We start from the raw sequence: 16,754 nt of genomic DNA, 5'->3' as shown, positions 1-16,754 counted from the left end.
GCATCGAAGGTAAAGCCGACCCACCCTTCTTGACAAGGCAGTACAGAACCGCCTAGGTTCCTTACTGTTCAGTCCACAACGGTCCTGAGCTCACCGAACCGGCTTGGTCCGGGCGTGCAGGACCGCGACGCCGCGAAGGCGGCTTGGACGTTGAACTCATGGCGTTCTGGGCGTCGCACGCAGCTCGGCGCAAGAACGAGCCAGCCGATGAAGCCTGCTTCAGAACCAATACTTCGGAGGACCTCATGACCGCGGTCAGTACGGACAACACCGCACCGGAAGGCGCGATATCCCGTGATTGCTGCTGACGAGACGTTCGACGGCACGTGGCCGTATCCCGCCCGCTTCAACGAGGCGGCCGGCTTCCGTCAGCATTATGTCGACGAGGGCCCCGATCGGCCCGGTCAGACGATCGTCATGCTGCACGGTGAGCCCACGTGGGGCTACGAGTGGCGCCACCTGATCGGGCCGCTGTCACGTCACCATCGCGTGGTCGTTCCCGACCACATGGGCTTCGGCAAGAGCGAGACGCCGCAGGACCGCACGTACGACGCGAGCGAACACATCCTGAATCTCGAATCGTTGCTCGTCGACGCGCTCGACCTCACGGACATCACCCTGGTGGTCCGTGACTGGGGCGGCCCCATCGGCACCGGGTTCGCGCTGCGTAATCCCGGCCGGATCTCCCGGATCTTCGCGGTGAACACCGTGCTGCCGCTCGCCGAGGGCATCGAGGATCTGATGAAGGCCAACGGCGCTGTGAGCCGGTGGTTCCAGTGGGCCCACTCGGCGCTCTCGGACGGTTCGTTCGAGCAGATCCTCGGAAACGCGGGTCACACCATCGCCCAGCTGATGATCGACCTGCAGCATGTCGCCCGGCCCGAGATCGCCACGCCGACCTGGATCCGCGCGTACTCCAGCCCCTTTTCGACCCCGGACCAGTGCCGCGGTGTCATCGCCTTCCCCCGGCAGGTCCTGGAGGGCCCGCAGGGCCCCCCGCCCGGCCCGCCGCCCATGGAAGCCGTCGCCGCGCTGCGAGCCGTACCGGCGATGCTGGCCGTCGGGATGCGCGACACCGCACTGCTGCCCCAGTACGTGATCCCGTCGTTCAAGCTCAGCTACCCCGACGCACCCGTGGTCGAGATCCCGGGCGCCGGCCACTTCCCGACCGAGGACGCTCCCGAGACGCTGCTGGCACTGCTCGAACTGTTCCTGCAGACGACGCCCGCGCGCATCTGAACCCTCCATGTCGAACGGGCGGCTGCGCGCGTGCGGAATCGGCCGTTCACCGTGCGGCAGGCTGCGGCTACGAAGCCGCGCCGCCGCCGGGACGACGGTGCCCGGCCACGACTCTCCGTCGTCGACGGCGTTCCCCCGTCCTCCGACCACACCTCACCACAACACCTTCCGGAGCGGCCCTAGATCTCGGCCCGTCACCCGCTCGCCTCACCTTCGCCGGCGAGGAAACCAATCAGTTTCCAGACGTTTTCAGTCATGCCCGGCAAGCAGGCAGCAGGAGCGTCGCGCCGAGGTCAACGCCACGCTCCTCGACGTCCTCGCCCGTCTCGACGACTCCACATCCTCGGCTTCCTGAACGGCCGACCCCCCCACAAGATGAAGGACACAACAATGACGGAACGCAATCCCATTCTGATCACCGGCGCCGGCGGCCAAGTCGGTGGCGTGAGCAGGCTGATGGTCGACATGCTGCTCGAACAGGGCCACCCGGTGCGCGCGTTCGTGCGACGGGACGACGAACGCGCGCAGTCGCTGCGCGAGGCCGGGGCCGAGGTCTTCGTCGGCGACCTGCTCAAACTCGCGGACGTGGCCGCCGCGCTGAAGGGTGTCAAGCGCATCTACTTCAGCATGACCCCGCAGCCGTACTACGCCGATGCCCTCACCGTGATGGCCGCGGCGGCGCGAGCCCAGGGCGACATCGAGGCCTTCGTGCACCTGTCCAACTACGAGCAGTCGTACATGACGCTCGAGAAGATGACCGCACCGGATGAGGAGCGGCATTCCTGGCTCGGCGGAGTGGTCACGGACTGGTCACCGCAGCAGCGGGCGCACTGGGTCTGCGAGCGGGTGCTGGACTGGTCCGGCCTGCCGACCGTCAACGTGCGTGCGACCCTGTTCGCCGAGAACCCCCACCTGACCTGGATGCAACAGGGCCCGCTGAGCAACGGTGAACTGCGCCTGCCCTTCGGCAAGCAGCGGCTCGCGCCCATCGCCGTTCACGACCTGGCAGAGGTGTGCGTGAAGGTGCTGGTCGACCCCGCACCGCACATCTCGAAGTCCTACGCGCTCACCGGCCCGGAGCTGAAGGACATGTACGGGTTCGCTGAGGACTACGCAGCCGTGCTGGGACGCCCGGTCACCTACATCCCCGAGGAAGTGGAGGCCTGGAACGAGGCCTTCCTCGACGAGAGTGTCCTGCAGGAGTCCCTGGGCGATCCGGGTGCGGCCCGGCACGTGGCGGCGCACCTGAGGATCCAGACCAGGCTGATCGCCAGCGGGCGGTACGACGCCCTCTCCGACCAACTGGAAACCCTGCTCGGGCACCCACCGCGGACCGTGCGGTGGGCGCTGGAGAACAATACGCGCCTGCGCGAACTGGTGGGTGCTCCGAACCACTGAGCGCTCCGGAGCAGAACATGACGCCACACCGGAGTCCTCGGCCTGAGAGTGCGGAACGTGATCTCTTGTCCGTTTCGTGGTTGAGGTTGGGGAAGGATCGCTGGTCGCGGGTGGGGGGCGGCTCTCAGGCGTCGGGGCGGGCGAACGAGCCGGGTTCGGCTTCGATGAGGATGCCCCGGCTGAGCAGGCGTTTCAGTGTGGAGAGGATGCCTTCGGTGTGCTTCGGGAGGATCGGCAGGTCGAGTGCCTGGCAGAGGTCGCGGGCGCGCATCGGTCGGCCTGCGTCTACCAGGGCGGTGAGGATCTGCTGGTAGGCGGGGTGGTCCGGGATGTCGGGGCGGTCCGGGCCGCTGGCGGGTGAGGGCAGCGGGAGGGCGAGAAGGGTCTTGCGGGTGATGCGCAGGTTCTCGCCCTCCGCGTCGAGTTGGACAGCACCTACGCCGCCCACATCATGCCCGGCATGACGTGTCCATCCGGGGCGCGTTCTGGACGCAGGTTGGACACAAGGATCGGAAAAGACTGACAAGGGCCGAGAAGGATTGAGGCGTCAAACCGCGTCTGACCTGTAAAAACGGCCAAGATGAGCATTGATCGACAAGGGTCGCCAAGATCCTCAAACGACTCATAATCCGCCGGCCGTGGGTTCGAGTCCCACCCGCCCCACCACTTGCTACGCGAAGAGAGACCTCTGCGCTGGTCAAGTGCGGGGGCGTGGTTGTCGCCACTGAAGACCGGCTCGTTCGAAACGCGCGCGAGCCAGGTGTGGCTGACCGGTGGCCAGATCGGCGTGGTGCTGCTACGAGCGATCGGCACGGATGCCAACGGCATCGGGCCGGGAGGCTCCGTCGGCCGAGCGTGGGCATCGGCTCAGGTCTCTTCGGCGCTGGGCGCGGCGCTTCGTCCTGCCGTGACGCCAGCCAACCCATTGGGCGCGGCCGCGCAGCTGGAGCTTTGCCAGGCCGCGTGAGGCTCCCGGTTCGCCTCGGCAACCGATGCGCCGCCGGAGGCCGCTACCGGTTCACCAAGGGCAACGGGGCGAAGGCGTGCCGCTCCCACAGCCGTCGCGAGGCCTCCTCGGGATATGCGGCGACCTTCGGGGCGGCGTCGAGGATCTGCACGAGCCGCTCTTCGGTGTCGTAGGTGGTCCAGCCCGGGTCTCCTGTCGTTGCGAAGGCGGCCCAGGCGGAGCGGAAGCGAGTGGAAAGCGCCTCGGTCTCGGGTGACGGCGTGGGGCCGATCAGCATCTCGCCGAGGCCGCCGTAGATGCCGAAGGTCAGGGGCACGTCCAAGCCGTGGCAGGCTCCGAGGGCTCCGCCGTTCGCGGGAGCGGGCCAGGTGAGCTCGTACACGTGTGCCCGACCTCCCCCGGCCACGTGCGCCTCCGCCAGATGCAGCGAGGGCATGCGGAACAGCCAGTCGGACTGGACGAGTTCGAACAGGTACTCCGATGAGGCTTCCGGGAACGCGGCGCGGTACGCCTGCTCGGCGTCCGCTGTCGGGCCGAACAAACCGAGGGTCAGCGAGGCGAGTTGGTCGTCCACTCGGCCCAGCAGACCGCCCAGCAGGAGAAAGAGCCGGAACTCGTCCCGGTTGTGTCCGACGATCAGGTCCACGTCCCGCGCGGCGCCGCTCGCCAGCGCCTCCCACGGCGTGGAGGCCAGGACGTCGCCGTCGACGACGGGTGAGAACGGGGTGGGGGTGAAGGCCACAGGGCCCCAGCGGTGCGCGTACTCACGCATCCTGGGGGCGAGGGCGGCCCCGGCCTCGGTCAGCTTGCGCGGGTCCACAGCCGACAGATCGTCCACCGTCGGGCGCAGCCCGAGTGCGCCGGTCATGACCTGGGCAATGTCCGCTGCCAACGCGTCGGAGAAGAACGTGCCCGGCACGCTCTGCGCGATGGCCCGCTGGAACAGCCCTCGCGCCCGGGGCATTGCCATGAGGGCGGCGATGGACCCGGCGCCGGCCGACTCGCCGAAGACGGTGACCTGCTCCGGATCGCCTCCGAAGGCAGCGATGTTCTCGCGCACCCACTCCAAGCCGGCGACCTGGTCGAGCAGACCACGATTGGCGGGCGCGCCTTCGATCCGCAGGAAACCCTCGATTCCGACGCGGTAGTTCAACGTGACCACGACCAACTCGCCCTCCCGGGCGAGGCGGCCGGCATCGTAGGCCGGGTCGTCGGCGGAACCGAACTTGTAGGCACCGCCGTAGATCCACACCATGACGGGGCGGCGTGCGGCCGGATCCGGGTCCGGTGTCCATACGTTGACGGTCAGCCAGTCATCCCCTGCCGGCGCGTTTCCGGAGGGAGCCGCGTCAGGGCCGAACGGCTCCTGTGGGGGCGGCGGACCAAACGTCAAGGCATCCCTGACGCCGTCCCAACGGTCCACCACTCGCGGCGCACCGAAGCGCAGCGCACCCACCGGCGACTGGGCGAACGGGATGCCACGGAAGACCGCGAGCCCGTCCACGTGGTGGCCACGCACCGCGCCCGCCACGGTTGTGACCTCGGGATATCCGTCTGTGCTCATGTGTCTCCTCATTCGAACGCCGTCCCGGCTGCCGGTTCGCACTGGGGGAAAGGGCACGCAACGCCATTGACTCGCACCCGACCCGAGCCGAAACTCATAGCCAGCCAGCCAGCAGTGAACCACATTTCACCAGGCGAACACCCGCTGTCTTGTTCCGGGCCCCACCCCATCTCCAAGGACGAAGATGCGTACCTCCGTTCTGTCCCGTCCCCCTCGGCACACGTTCCGCACGGTCTTCCCAGTGCTGTCCCTCTGCTGGATGGCCGTGTTCTTCGACGGCATGGACGTCAACATCTACGGCGCCGTCATGCCCCACATGCTCGACGACCCACAGCTCGGACTGACCCCGGCCACCGCCGGAACCATCGGCAGCTGGACCACGTTCGGCATGCTCATCGGCGCGCTCACCGCTGGAAATCTCACCGACTGGCTCGGTCGACGCCTGATGCTCGTCGCCAGCGTGACGCTGTTCTCCGTCGGCTCGGCCATCTGCGCCGTGGCCCCCGGCGTCGGTCTGTTCGGCGCCGGGCGGTTCGTGTCCGGTCTCGGCCTGGGCGGGCTCATGCCGCTGTGCCTGGCCATGGTGATGGAGTTCGCACCGCCACGCCGGGCTGCCCTCACGACCGCCCTGCTGATGACCTCGTACCACTTCGGAGGGATGGCGGCGACCGGCCTGGGCCTGACCCTGGCGCCGGCTGCGGGCTGGCGCTGGGTGTTCTGGGCGGGCGTGCTCCCGGCCGTGATCGCCGTACCACTGCTGCTCAAGCTGCTGCCGGAATCACCAGGCGTACTGCTGGCACGTGGCGAGCGCGAAGAGGCCGACGCGGTCGCGGACCGCTACGGAATGCCCCGCCCCACCATCGTCGCCGCTCCGGCGGCCGGTGCGGCGGGCCGCCTCGCCGCCGTGCGGGCACTGTTCCGGCCACAGTCCCGCTGGGCCACCCCGCTGCTGTGGGCGGCCTCCTTCAGCGGACTGCTCCTCGTCTACGGCGTGAGCACCTGGCTGCCGCAGATGATGCGTGCCGAAGGCTACGGCCTCTCCTCGTCCGTGAGCTTCCTTCTCGTCATCAATGCCGGAGGCATCGTCGGCCTGCTGATCGCCGGCCGCACCGCCGACAAGTTCGGCGCGGTGCGCGTGTCGGCCATCTGGTTCGTGCTCACCGCCGCGGGCGCTCTGCTCCTCAAATCCCATCTCCCACTGGGAGTCACCTACATCGTTGTCGCCATCACCGGGGTATGGCTGTTCAGCGCGCAGGTCATGGTCTACGCGGCCACCAACACCGTCTACCGCGACAGCGAACGCGCCGCGGGCCTCGGCTGGGTCACCGGCATCGGCCGCACCGGCGCGGTCGTCGGCCCCTGGCTGATCGGCCACCTCGCCACCAGCGGCAACCAGAGCTGGGGCTTCACCGCCTTCGCGTTGGCCGGACTGATCGGCGCCGTCGCGATCTCCCTCGTACCACTGGCGCAACGGGCCGGCAGAGGTGACGCCTCCGTCCCGGCTTCCCGCACCGTGGCCACGGCCCCTGCAGGTGCCGCGGACAGTTGACGCTCGGCCTCTCCCCCTCCAGCACCGCCTCACTCCCACCCCCCACTCGAAGGAGTCGGCATGCATCTGCGCATTCGGACACCCCTGGGGCACCTCCCCCGAGCCTTGGCGGCGGCTGCCGCGGCCGTGGCCCTGATCACGGCCACGGCAGCCACCAGTACCTCCCCCGCGCGCGCCGCCATGGATGTCGAGGTCACCAAAAACCTTGCCTACGCCCCCGCCCAGCCACCCGGCACCCAGGGCCACCTGCTCGACCTGTACGTTCCCCGCTCCGACCGCCCGCTTCCCTTGGTGATCTTCACCAGCGGTTCGGGCTGGCTGGCCGACAGCGGTCGCACGGGCGCCGACAAGGTCGCCGCCCAGCTCAACCCGCATGGGTACGCCGTCGCCGGCGTCGCGATCCGCTCCAGCGGACAAGCTCAGTTCCCGGCCCAGTTGTACGACATCAAGGGCGCCATCCGCTGGCTGCGTGCGCATGCGACGACGTACCACCTCGACCCCGACCGCGTCGCGATCATGGGTGACTCGTCGGGTGGCTGGACCACAGCGATGGCCGCCGTCACCGGGAACGTCCCGGCACTGGAGGGCGACGTCGGGCCGCTCGGCCCGTCCAGTGCCGTCCAGGCGGCCGTGCCGTTCTACCCGCCAACGGACTTCCTGCAGATGGACGCGCACATGCCGGACAACTGCAGGGCGTTCAACTCGGCCTTCGGACTGACGAACTGCCACTCCGACGCCCGATCCCCGGAGTCACGACTGCTCGGCTGCACCATCACGGCCTGCCCCGACAAGGTCGCCGCCGCCGACCCGCTCACTTATGTGGGGAATCGACCCACCCCACCCTTCCTGATCCTGCATGGCGAGCAGGACACCATCGTTCCGTACCACCAGAGCCGACTGTTGTACGACAAGCTCGTGACTTCGGGCACCGATGTTCGCCTGATCTCCTTCCCGAGGGCCGGACACGGCACGAACTTCGCCATGTTGAGCGACGACGCAACCCGCGAGGGCGCCTATGAGGAGACCGCACGCAATGGGCAGGCCTCGTCACCGCGTCCGGTGACACCGACCTGGCAGACCGTCATCTCCTTCCTGGATCAGAGCCTCTCCGCCAGGTCGCACTGAGACGCACTCACCCTCTCAGGAGATTCCCTGACGCTCGGGGTGGCAGCGACGCAGTTCCTTGTGCTGTGCTCAGGGGCCAGCTCGGCGATGACGACATCGAACACGGTGGCGTGACGTCGATGAGTGCTGCGCCCCTGCAGGCGGGGTAACGCTCGGTGCTGGCTTTCTTGTAGGCGTCGCCGTCGTTCGCCGAGCGGTTCGCGGCCGGCGTTGATGTGGTCGGTGAGCTTGGCCCAGATGGCGGGGTCGGTCGGTTCGCCGTGGCCGGCAGTACCAGCAAGCCGAACTCGCCCTGTTCGAAGGCTGTGCAGCCTCCGGCTTCACCGCCGGGTCGCAGCCGAGCGTGCCATCGCCCAGCTGGAGTACGTCGAGGATCAGGAAGAGATCGAACAGGCTCGTGAGGACTGGATGACCGGGTACCGCTTCGGTGAGGTGAAGGGCTACGACGGAGCTCCGCTGCCCGCTCCGGAGCTGCCGCCGCTGCCGTTGAAGCCGCGGGGGAGGGTGCGCCGACCCGCGGCTGTTCGATGCCCGTGACGCGGCCGGCCGTCCGGCTCAGGCGTACGGGAAGTCGCCGTCGTCGGTCTCGGGGGCGTCGAGCCGAAGTCCGCGGCGGTGATCTTGTCGCGCCACTCCCGCCAGGGCCGCGGCATCGGCCACCGCCAACAGCCGCGGCATCGGTCACCCGAGCGTGCCGCTCCCTCTCGCCCCGGTGCCGTCATCCAGCCCGCGGCCGGACCACGCACGCGGTGATGCGTCCGGCCGTGGCGGTGCCGCTGGTGCCCACCTCGTTCACGATCGTCACCGAGCTGTGCGCCGCTGTCCTGTGACAGCGAAGCTGGACCGTTTGCCACCGAAGTTGGACCGGTACTACCCGCTGGGCGCTGCGACAGCGACTTCGGTGACCTGCGTCTAGAGCGCTGTCACCGGCGTGAGCCAGTCCCAGCCCGCCGCCGCGGCCGCCAAGCTTTCCCAGGCCTGCATGATGCCCATGCCGTCCGAGGGTCCGCCATCTCACTGCAGCAGGTACTGGAGATGGCCGTCGTGGACGGCGCCTCCGACCACGATGTAGTCGAGGCCGATGCCGCCCGGCGCGGACAGCACCATGGCGGGAACCGTCGGCCGGAGGAGCCGGGCCAACTCCCGCCCGCAGTAACGAAGTGCGAGGAGCACCGCGCCCCTGCGCGGCGCGGTTTTCGGCAGGTCAAGCCCACGGGGACGGGTCACATCTCGAGTGACGCAAGGGGATTGACGTAGAAAGCGCTTGCCGCCTACGGTCCCCCGAATGGGTATGCAGCGAAGATTCGGCTGGGCGTCGCTCGCCGCGGCGACCACCATGGCACTGGCGGCAGGAGTGACCGCGGCGCCCGCCGCCCACTCCGCGGACGACCCCGTACAGATCGTGGTCGACGGGAACGACGTACGCGCGGACAACGTGAACGGCCTGACCTACAAGGGCCTCGGCCTGCTCAGCTGCAACAGCACGAGCAACCTGCTGATGGACTACAAGGCGGAGCACCCCGAACGCTACTGGCAGCTCATCAGGGTCCTGTTCGGCGGGAAGAGTCCCCTGATCAACCACGTCAAGATCGAGATGGGTTCGGACACCAACACCTCCACCGGTTCCGATCCCGCGACCATGCGCACCCGCGACGAACTCGCCGACGCCTCCCGCTCCCCGGGCTTCCAGCTCGCGGCCGACGCCAAGACGGTCAACCCGGAGCTCAAGGTGTCGATCCTGCGCTGGGTCATGCCCCAGTGGGTGCAGACCGAGTGGAACAAGGGCACCGGCACCGACGAGATGTACCGCTGGTACAAGGAGACGATCCTCGACGCGTACCAGAAGTACGGGTACATGGTCGACTACGTGAATCCGGACACCAACGAGACCCAGAAACCGGACGTCTCATTCATCAAGTGGTACAAGAACGCGCTGGCGAACGACACCCAATTCAGCGACACACGCTACGGACTGACAGCACGTCAGCAGGAGTCGGCCGCGAAGGCGTACCACGACATCAAGATCGTCGCCTCGGACGAGAACACCACGAAGAACATCGGCCCGGCGATGCTCACGGACACCGAGCTCTTCGGCATGGTCGACGCGGTGGGCTATCACTACACCACCGACGACCGCCTCGACGGCACGTCCGACAGCGCCACGTACCGGCCGTACACGAAGCTGGCGACCGGCGACAACACCTACGGTCAGGACAAGGAGGTCTGGTACAGCGAGGGCGTCGGCTCCTTCGGCTGGACGGACTACCGGGTCTCCAACACCGAGGGGCCGGGCGGCGCGAGCACGGGCATCGGCGGTGTGCAGAGCGCCCTCGACCTCGCGAACCGCTCCGTGAAGAGCTACGCCAACTCCAAGCGGACGCACTACATCTTCCAGCCGGCGATCGGGGCCTTCTACGAGGGCGCGCAGTACAGCCACAAGGAACTGGTCAGCGCCCGTGACCCGTGGTCGGGAAGCATCCACTACGACGCCGCCGTGTATGTGATGCAGCACTTCACCCAGTTCGCGAAGACCGGCTGGGAGAACGACACCAACACGGCCGGTATGTGGCGCACCGTGCCCGAGGCGAGCTACAGCGGCGTCAGCGGCACCGAGAACGTCGACGGCTCGAACGGCGCCCCCAGCTACATGACGCTCGCCGACCCGGCGAAGAAGGACTTCTCGACGATCGCCGTCAACGACAGTGACCGGACGAAGAGTTACCGCATCAAGGCCGAGAACATGGCCCTGGGCGGCGATCCCACCATGGAGGTCTGGGAGACCCGCGCGGCGGACCCCGGCCAGGCCTACGACGCCAACTTCAAGCATCTCGCCGCCCAGATCCGGCCCGACGGCGACGGCTACTACACCTACACGGTCAAGCCGCGCTCGATCGTCACGTTCACCACCCTCGACCGCAGCTCCGACAAGGCGACGAAGCAGCGCCTGCCCGAGACCGCCGCCCGCACGGTCCTCGACACCGACGCGACCGGCAAGAAGCACGACACCCACGACGCCGTCCTGTACGCCGACGACTTCGGGTACGAGGAGGAGGGCCGGGTCCGGGTCGGCACGGACAACGGCGCCCGCAAGGTCTCCCAGTCGTACCTCACCTCCCGTGGCAACCAGCCCCGTTACCTGGTCGACCAGACCGGCGCCTGGGAGGTCGGCAAGGGGCCGAGCGGCGACAACGTGCTGTACCAGTACCTGGACCAGTCGATGAAGGACACCGGCGCCTGGAACCGGAACACCCCCAACACCACGGTCGGCGACTTCCGTTGGGAGAACTACCGGGCCTCGGTCGACGTCTCCTTCCCGGACCCGGCCGGTGGCCTCGCCACCCTGGGCGTACGCCAGCAGAAGGGCATGGCCGCGACCGACGCCGCGTACAGCGTCGGGATCGGCCCGAGCGGGAGCTGGACTCTCTACCGGTACGGCACGGCGCTGCGGACCGGGACGGTCGCCGCGGCCGACGGCTACCGCCTCGCCGTCGAGGCCAGGGGCGCGACCGTCACCGCGTACGTCGACGGCCAGGCCGTCGCCACCTACCAGGACCCGACGCCGGTGACCGAGGGCCGCGTCAAGCTGGGCACGGACTTCCACACGACCGCCTTCGACAACCTGAAGGTCGAGAAGGTCGCCGGCTACACCCCGTACGCCGCCACGCTGACCGACAACATGGACGGCTCGGTCGCCTACGACGGCACCTGGAGCCGGAACGCCTCCCTCGGCGACGCGATGAACTGGTACCGCTCGACATCGACCAGCGCCACCGCGGGAGCGACCGTCACCGTCCCGTTCCGCGGCACGGGCATCGACGTCATCGGCGGCAACGACGGAAGCGCCGTCCTCGACGTCCTCGTGGACGGCCGGTCCGTCGCCCGGAACGCGAAGACCACCGCCACCGACAAGCGCCAGGCGACGTACTCACTGCGAGGCCTGCCCGACGGCAGACACACGGCGACGTTCACCCTCAAGTCCGGGAAGATCGTGCTCGACGCCTTCACCGCGCTCTCCGGCGACGTGGACGGGCCGGTCGACACGACACCGCTCCGGACCGCCCTGGACACGGTGGGCTCCCCGGACCGGACCGACTACACGGCCGACTCATGGGCCGACTTCGCCACCGCACGCACCGCCGCCAGGGCAGCGGTGAGCGGACAGAAGGGCCTCGACGCCCTAGGCGTCGGCCAGCTCGCGAACAGGCTCGTGGACGCCTACGACAAGCTGGTCCGCACGGAGCCCTGACCAACACCACCGGCGGGCCCGCCCCTTCAGGCGGACCCGCCGGCCAGGTGCAGTGACCGGAACCTGTGAAGGCGTCGTCCCGGCATCGATTCAGTACCGGTTCCTCACCTGCCGTCCACGGCCTCCCGAGTCGCTGCCGAAGATAACCTGGTCTGCGGTAACTCCGGGGGAGGGGGACGAGTTGGGGTGGATGGGCGACCGGGGCTCGGCACGGTCGGGCTCGTTGGAGGACGCCGACGAACGCCGTCGGCTGTCCACGCTGGATCTGGTGGGGCTCGCCGCCGGCGGTGTCGTGGGTTCCGGGTGGCTGCTGGCGGCCGGTAAGGCCCACTGGGCGGCCGGTGACAACGCCGTGTGGGCCTGGGCGGCCGGCGGGGCGCTGATGCTGCTGATAGCCGCCGTGATGGTCGAACTGGGCATCGCAGTCCCCAAGACGGGCGGCCTGATCTTCCTCCCCCTGCAGGCGGCGGGCCCGCTGGTGGCCACCGTCGTGGCCGCCGGGCTGTGGATCGTGTACGCGGTGAATCCGGCGAGCGAGGCAGTGGCCATGGTCCACGGACTGGCTTACTGGTTCCCGTCGTTGCTGCGGAACGGCGACGTGCTGAGGAACGTCGCCCAGCCCACCCCGCAGAGCATGGAACACGCCTACGACTTCTCCATGACCGGCGTCCTGTGGGCCGTGGTGTTCATGGCGCTGATCGTCGGGCTCAACCTGCTGCCGCCGCGCCGGCTGATCAGGCTGAACCTCTTCATCACCATGGTGAAGGTCCTGGTCCCGGTGCTGATCATCGTCTGTCTGGGTTTCGCCGCGTTCGACGCCGCCGACAGCTGCAGACCGGAGCAGGTCTGGTACCTCAGCGGGCGCTCGGGAACCGCCGAACACCTGCAGAGCCAGGCCGGGCACCTGTCGCCGCTGTACGTGGTGCTGGGCGGCGCCGTCATCTACGCGTACATCGGCTTCCAGGCGCCGCTCGACTTCGCCGGCAACGTCAAACGGCGGGGCATGGGCGAGGCGGCGCGGCTGCGCTGGGCGGTGTACGGCACGCTCGTCGGCGCGTTCCTGCTGTACACGGCGCTGCAGTACGTGTTCGGCAGGCACTGCCAGGGGCTCACCGGGAACATGCTCGAATCGCCGTACTCCCAGTTCGCCGCGGCGGCGACGATGACCTGGCTGGCGTGGCTGATCCGGGTGAACGCGGTGCTGTCACCGATGGGGTCCGGCATCGTCTTCACCCACGCCCTGACCCGCGAGGTCGCGGCCCTCAGCCGCGCCCACCTCACCCACCGCGGGCTGCAGACGGCGCGTCGGGCGTCGTTCCGGTTCCGGGGCGGCGAGATCGACGCGTACTGGATGATCCTGCTGGTCAACTTCGCGATAGGGCTGGCGATGCTCGTCGTGGTGCGGGGCAACTGGGAGGAACTGGTCGCCCTCAACAGCGTGCCGACGCTGGTCGTGTACGCCACGCCGGGCGTCGTCCTGGTGGCGTTGAAACTACCGGAGTTCGGGCGGACGCGCCGGGCGGTGCACCTGGCGCTCTCCGCCACCGCGTTCGTCGCGATCGCCATCGTGATGCTCGAGGCGGAGTGGCCCAACGTGTGGCGGGGCATGGCCGCCGTGGGAATCGGCTCGGCGCTGCTGCTCGGGCTCCCCTGGCTGGCCAGACGCGACCTGCCCTTCGTGGGAGGCCTGTTCCGACGCTACGACGCCCGGGACCACGTCTCCCGCTTCGCCACCCCCGGGGACCCGGCGGTACGACCGGCGCTGCTGTTCCTCGCGCATCTGGCGGTGATCGTGGCGTGCACCCTGCTGCGGCACGTCCTGAGCGACGATCTCGCCCTGGTGCCGCAGCTGATCGTCGCACTGTCGGCGGCTGTCTTCTTCCCGCTGCTGGTCCGGGCCTGCCGCCGCTACATGGACCACGTGCCGCCCACCCTGCCCGTGCCCCGCCGTGAACTTCAGGAAGTGCCCGTCACCGCAGGGACTTGATGACCCACTCCGCCGCCTCGTGCTGCTCGGCCGCCCGCAGTTGGGCCACCGCGTCATCGCGGTGGCCCACGTCCGACCAGCGGCCCACCGTGGCCCGCAGCAGCAGCTCGGCGTCCGGCAGCGGCAGTGCCAGCACCCCGCCCACCACCTCGACGACGGCGGCCGGAGTCACCGACTGCTCGTTCTCCAGGAACCGTTCGAGCAAGGTCCAGGCCTCGTCGCGAAGGTCGGCGCGGTGCAGACGGGCCGCGACATCGGCGACCAGGGCGGCGTCGACCGTCAACCGGGTGGAGGGGTCGGAGAGTTCGCGGCAGGCCGCGTCCACGGCGACCGAGTGCCGGGTCCGCAGCGCGCTCAGGCACTCCACGAACCAGTCCCGGTCCGCGTGCGGCTCCATGACGGCCAGGGCCAGCCGGCGCCCCGCCTCGTCCGCGGCCCGGGTCCGGTCACGGCTGCGCTCGACGTTGTCCAGCAGGGCCACCAGTTCGGTGCCGGAGCGCCCCTCGACGCCCACGGCGGCGACATAGCGCAGCAGCCGGGAGCACTCGGGCGCCGCGTCCTTCTCCGGCAGCCACTCGTCCAGGTGTGTCAGCTCGTCGAGGGGGCGGGGGGCGGAGCCCGGGGTGGCGGAGCCCGCCACGATGTCGGCCAGCAGCTCGCGGGTGGTGCGGGTCAGGGCCGGCTCCTTGTGCCAGTACGACACGAGCGCGGCGAGTTCCTGGACGTTCGTGTGCCCGGCCGCGTAGTGCCGTACCAGGGCGCACTTGGCGGGTGAGTCCTCCTCCCTCGCCAGCAGCGCGCAGAGCTTCACCACGTGCCGGGGCCTGGTGGTGCGGCCGATGTGCTCGGCGAGGGCGTCGTGACCGGCCCCGCGCCGGGCGATCAGCTTCGCCACCAGTCGCCGCGTCATCTCCACCTGGGTCGCGTCCGAGGCCTTCAGTCTCTCCTCGATCCAGCGTTCCAGGACCCGGCCGACCGGGCTGAGGTGCTGGAACGCCCCGGACAGGTCGGCGATCTCCTCGCCCTCCTCGCCCGGCCCGGCGTCCGGCTCGCTGTCGGCGATCGCCCGCAAGGTCAGTTCCAGCAGCCGGTCGGCCTCGCGGTCGCAGCCCTCGTCGCGCAGCGCGGTGTACAGCAACGCCTTGTCGAGGTTGGTGCGGCCGGAGCCGCGGCCCGCGAACACCTGCACGGTGCGCTCCGCGAGGTCTGACCCCCGCTCCTCCACGACCCGCACGAACACCGCCACGTCGAAGGCCGTGCGCTGGCAGGCCACGTCGTGCACGATGCTCGCGGTGATCGGGGCGCGCTCGCTGCCGGCCTCCGCGTCCTGCTGCATCACGGCCAGCTCGGCGGCCTCCCCGACGGGCCGCGACAGGGCGGCCGTCGCCATCAGCATGACGCCGTCACGCGGGTCGAAGTGGTGGGCGAGCTCGACCAGTTCGTCGACCGGGCGGCGCAGCGCGAAGGCGTACAGGGCGCGCATGGCCATCGCCTCGCGATGCTCCTTGCGCATCCTGTCCAGGATGCCCATGAACTGCCTGACCTCGGCCCGTGCGACCCAGGCGTACGCCTCGTTGAGCGACTCGGCCAGGTCCGGCTGGAAGAGGTGGTCTGTGCGGCGGTCGCCCGCGGCGCTGTCGGCGCCGGTCATCCGCCGCCCAGCATGGCGGGTTCGACCTCACCCCAGTACCTGACGAAGTCGGCGGGGTCGGGCAGCAGTTCGCCGGCCTTCCGGTCGACGCGGCGGGCCAGGTCGCGGCTCTGCTCGTCCCCGGCCCTCAGTCGTACGACCACGCGGCCCGCGAGGTCGGGTCGGCGCATCAGATCGGGCAGGTTGCGCTCGCCGTTGAGGAGCAGCTCGCGCACCCATTCGTCCACCGTGCCCAGCGCGCGGGTCCGGGGCCGGCGGCCCTTGGCGTGGTTGGTGAACAGCGGGGCCGCCTCCGAGGCGTCGTTCAGCAGCATCCGCGGCGCGTGGTGGACGCCGCACTCCTGCATCCCCTCGTCGATCCCGGCGCGGAGTGCGCCGAGGGTGAGGTCCTCGGGGTGGTCGGGCATGCCCTGCCCGAGCACGTTCAGCAGATGGCCGCTGAACGGTGTGCAGGTGTCGAGGGGGTGAGGCAGGTTCTGGCAGGCGCCGGCCCACGCGTTGTGCACGCTGCCGCCGACCGCGGTGAGGACGCAGGTGCCGTTGAAGCGGGTGCCGAGAGCCCCCGGCAGGGCGGACTCGGGTCCCAGGTGGGGCAGCATGCTGGAGTAACAGCAGTCCGCTATCAGCACTTTGAGGCCGGCCTTGCTCTTCCTGATCGCCCGGTACACGTACCAGGCGGACAGCCATGTCCAGGGTTCGCTGACGCGCGAGGAGCCGACCGCGAAGTGGACCTGGCCGCCGGGCACGTCCTGCCAGTAGGCGCCGTGGCCGACGTACACCACGAGCAGGGTGTCCTCCGGGCCCTCGCCGGCCGCGGCCGCCTCGTGGAGGGCGCGCATCACGTCGTCGGCCGTCCGCACCTCGTCCGGCTTCAGCACCGGGGACCGGTCGGCGGCGCCCCACCGCGGGTCCCGGGCCAGCGCTGTTCCGTAGGCCCGGGCGCTCGCCTCGATCGTCGGATAGCCCTGTATCCCGGATTCCTCACCATATGTTCCGACGCCGATCACCAGCGCCCGGGATGCCATGCC

At 69.5% G+C, this 16,754-nt stretch carries 13 protein-coding genes; 7 read left to right on the top strand and 6 right to left on the bottom strand.

The annotated features are described in order from the left end of the window. Positions 1 to 294: 294 nt before the first annotated feature. Together AQJ46_RS04715 and AQJ46_RS04710 are read left to right on the top strand one after the other, a co-directional pair. Positions 295 to 1,239 carry an alpha/beta fold hydrolase gene (locus AQJ46_RS04715; protein ID WP_059204325.1) on the top strand — a complete coding sequence of 315 codons (945 nt, stop codon included), beginning with the start codon at positions 295 to 297 and terminating at the stop codon, positions 1,237 to 1,239. Between the two features lie 390 nt (positions 1,240 to 1,629). Further along, positions 1,630 to 2,637: an NAD(P)H-binding protein gene (locus AQJ46_RS04710; protein ID WP_208616869.1), complete on the top strand. Its 1,008-nt coding sequence runs from the start codon at positions 1,630 to 1,632 to the stop codon at positions 2,635 to 2,637. 124 nt (positions 2,638 to 2,761) lie between these two features. Here the strand turns inward: AQJ46_RS04710 and AQJ46_RS04705 are convergent, their stop codons facing one another. After that, entirely contained in the window at positions 2,762 to 3,085 is a 324-nt protein-coding gene (locus AQJ46_RS04705) for a hypothetical protein (protein ID WP_208616868.1), read from the bottom strand. Between the two features lie 267 nt (positions 3,086 to 3,352). Between AQJ46_RS04705 and AQJ46_RS55345 the strand changes: the two genes are divergently transcribed. Next, positions 3,353 to 3,604, top strand: coding sequence for a hypothetical protein (locus tag AQJ46_RS55345; protein WP_159063991.1), 252 nt, complete (start codon positions 3,353 to 3,355; stop codon positions 3,602 to 3,604). A 43-nt stretch (positions 3,605 to 3,647) separates the two neighbouring features. Here the strand turns inward: AQJ46_RS55345 and AQJ46_RS04700 are convergent, their stop codons facing one another. Next, positions 3,648 to 5,168, bottom strand: a complete 1,521-nt coding sequence (locus tag AQJ46_RS04700) for a carboxylesterase/lipase family protein (RefSeq protein WP_059204324.1) — start codon at positions 5,166 to 5,168, stop codon at positions 3,648 to 3,650. Between the two features lie 184 nt (positions 5,169 to 5,352). Between AQJ46_RS04700 and AQJ46_RS04695 the strand changes: the two genes are divergently transcribed. Then, the gene (locus tag AQJ46_RS04695; RefSeq protein ID WP_059204323.1) at positions 5,353 to 6,717 is read left to right on the top strand and encodes an MFS transporter; all 1,365 of its coding nucleotides are present in this window, start codon (positions 5,353 to 5,355) and stop codon (positions 6,715 to 6,717) included. Positions 6,718 to 6,777: 60 nt separating this feature from the next. Further along, positions 6,778 to 7,842: an alpha/beta hydrolase gene (locus tag AQJ46_RS04690; RefSeq protein WP_225887234.1), complete on the top strand. Its 1,065-nt coding sequence runs from the start codon at positions 6,778 to 6,780 to the stop codon at positions 7,840 to 7,842. A 555-nt stretch (positions 7,843 to 8,397) separates the two neighbouring features. On the opposite strand, the gene AQJ46_RS58395 is transcribed toward AQJ46_RS04690, so the two are convergent. Together AQJ46_RS58395 and AQJ46_RS55340 are read right to left on the bottom strand one after the other, a co-directional pair. Next, positions 8,398 to 8,520 (bottom strand): hypothetical protein, encoded by a 123-nt coding sequence (locus tag AQJ46_RS58395; RefSeq protein WP_263972853.1) that lies wholly within the window; start codon positions 8,518 to 8,520, stop codon positions 8,398 to 8,400. 336 nt (positions 8,521 to 8,856) lie between these two features. Then, the gene (locus tag AQJ46_RS55340) at positions 8,857 to 9,069 is read right to left on the bottom strand and encodes a hypothetical protein (RefSeq protein WP_079072106.1); all 213 of its coding nucleotides are present in this window, start codon (positions 9,067 to 9,069) and stop codon (positions 8,857 to 8,859) included. 58 nt (positions 9,070 to 9,127) lie between these two features. Between AQJ46_RS55340 and AQJ46_RS04685 the strand changes: the two genes are divergently transcribed. Further along, positions 9,128 to 12,088 (top strand): glycoside hydrolase family 30 protein, encoded by a 2,961-nt coding sequence (locus AQJ46_RS04685; RefSeq protein WP_225887233.1) that lies wholly within the window; start codon positions 9,128 to 9,130, stop codon positions 12,086 to 12,088. 190 nt (positions 12,089 to 12,278) lie between these two features. Beyond that, positions 12,279 to 14,075, top strand: a complete 1,797-nt coding sequence (locus tag AQJ46_RS04680; RefSeq protein WP_059204321.1) for an APC family permease — start codon at positions 12,279 to 12,281, stop codon at positions 14,073 to 14,075. On the opposite strand, the gene AQJ46_RS04675 is transcribed toward AQJ46_RS04680, so the two are convergent. Beyond that, the gene (locus AQJ46_RS04675; protein WP_059204320.1) at positions 14,059 to 15,726 is read right to left on the bottom strand and encodes a hypothetical protein; all 1,668 of its coding nucleotides are present in this window, start codon (positions 15,724 to 15,726) and stop codon (positions 14,059 to 14,061) included. The genes AQJ46_RS04680 and AQJ46_RS04675 overlap by 17 nt on opposite strands. Continuing rightward, a complete protein-coding gene (locus AQJ46_RS04670; RefSeq protein WP_057612878.1) occupies positions 15,723 to 16,751 on the bottom strand; it encodes a hypothetical protein in 1,029 nt (342 codons plus the stop codon). The genes AQJ46_RS04675 and AQJ46_RS04670 overlap by 4 nt, the downstream gene beginning before the upstream one ends. Between the last annotated feature and the right edge of the window lie 3 nt (positions 16,752 to 16,754).

The organism is Streptomyces canus (assembly GCF_001514145.1).
Taxonomy (GTDB): Bacteria; Actinomycetota; Actinomycetes; order Streptomycetales; family Streptomycetaceae; genus Streptomyces; species Streptomyces canus.
Note: the sequence above shows the minus strand (reverse complement) of the source record. Positions and strands in the feature narration are given on the sequence as shown.

Coding starts and splice junctions, on each gene's coding strand:
- AQJ46_RS04700 (WP_059204324.1), bottom strand. CDS start 5,168: ATGAGCACAGACGGATATCCCGAGGTCACAACCGTGGCGGGCGCGGTG.
- AQJ46_RS04690 (WP_225887234.1), top strand. CDS start 6,778: ATGCATCTGCGCATTCGGACACCCCTGGGGCACCTCCCCCGAGCCTTG.
- AQJ46_RS04680 (WP_059204321.1), top strand. CDS start 12,279: ATGGGCGACCGGGGCTCGGCACGGTCGGGCTCGTTGGAGGACGCCGAC.
- AQJ46_RS04685 (WP_225887233.1), top strand. CDS start 9,128: ATGGGTATGCAGCGAAGATTCGGCTGGGCGTCGCTCGCCGCGGCGACC.
- AQJ46_RS58395 (WP_263972853.1), bottom strand. CDS start 8,520: ATGCCGCGGCTGTTGGCGGTGGCCGATGCCGCGGCCCTGGCGGGAGTG.
- AQJ46_RS04670 (WP_057612878.1), bottom strand. CDS start 16,751: ATGGCATCCCGGGCGCTGGTGATCGGCGTCGGAACATATGGTGAGGAA.
- AQJ46_RS04675 (WP_059204320.1), bottom strand. CDS start 15,726: ATGACCGGCGCCGACAGCGCCGCGGGCGACCGCCGCACAGACCACCTC.
- AQJ46_RS04710 (WP_208616869.1), top strand. CDS start 1,630: ATGACGGAACGCAATCCCATTCTGATCACCGGCGCCGGCGGCCAAGTC.
- AQJ46_RS04695 (WP_059204323.1), top strand. CDS start 5,353: ATGCGTACCTCCGTTCTGTCCCGTCCCCCTCGGCACACGTTCCGCACG.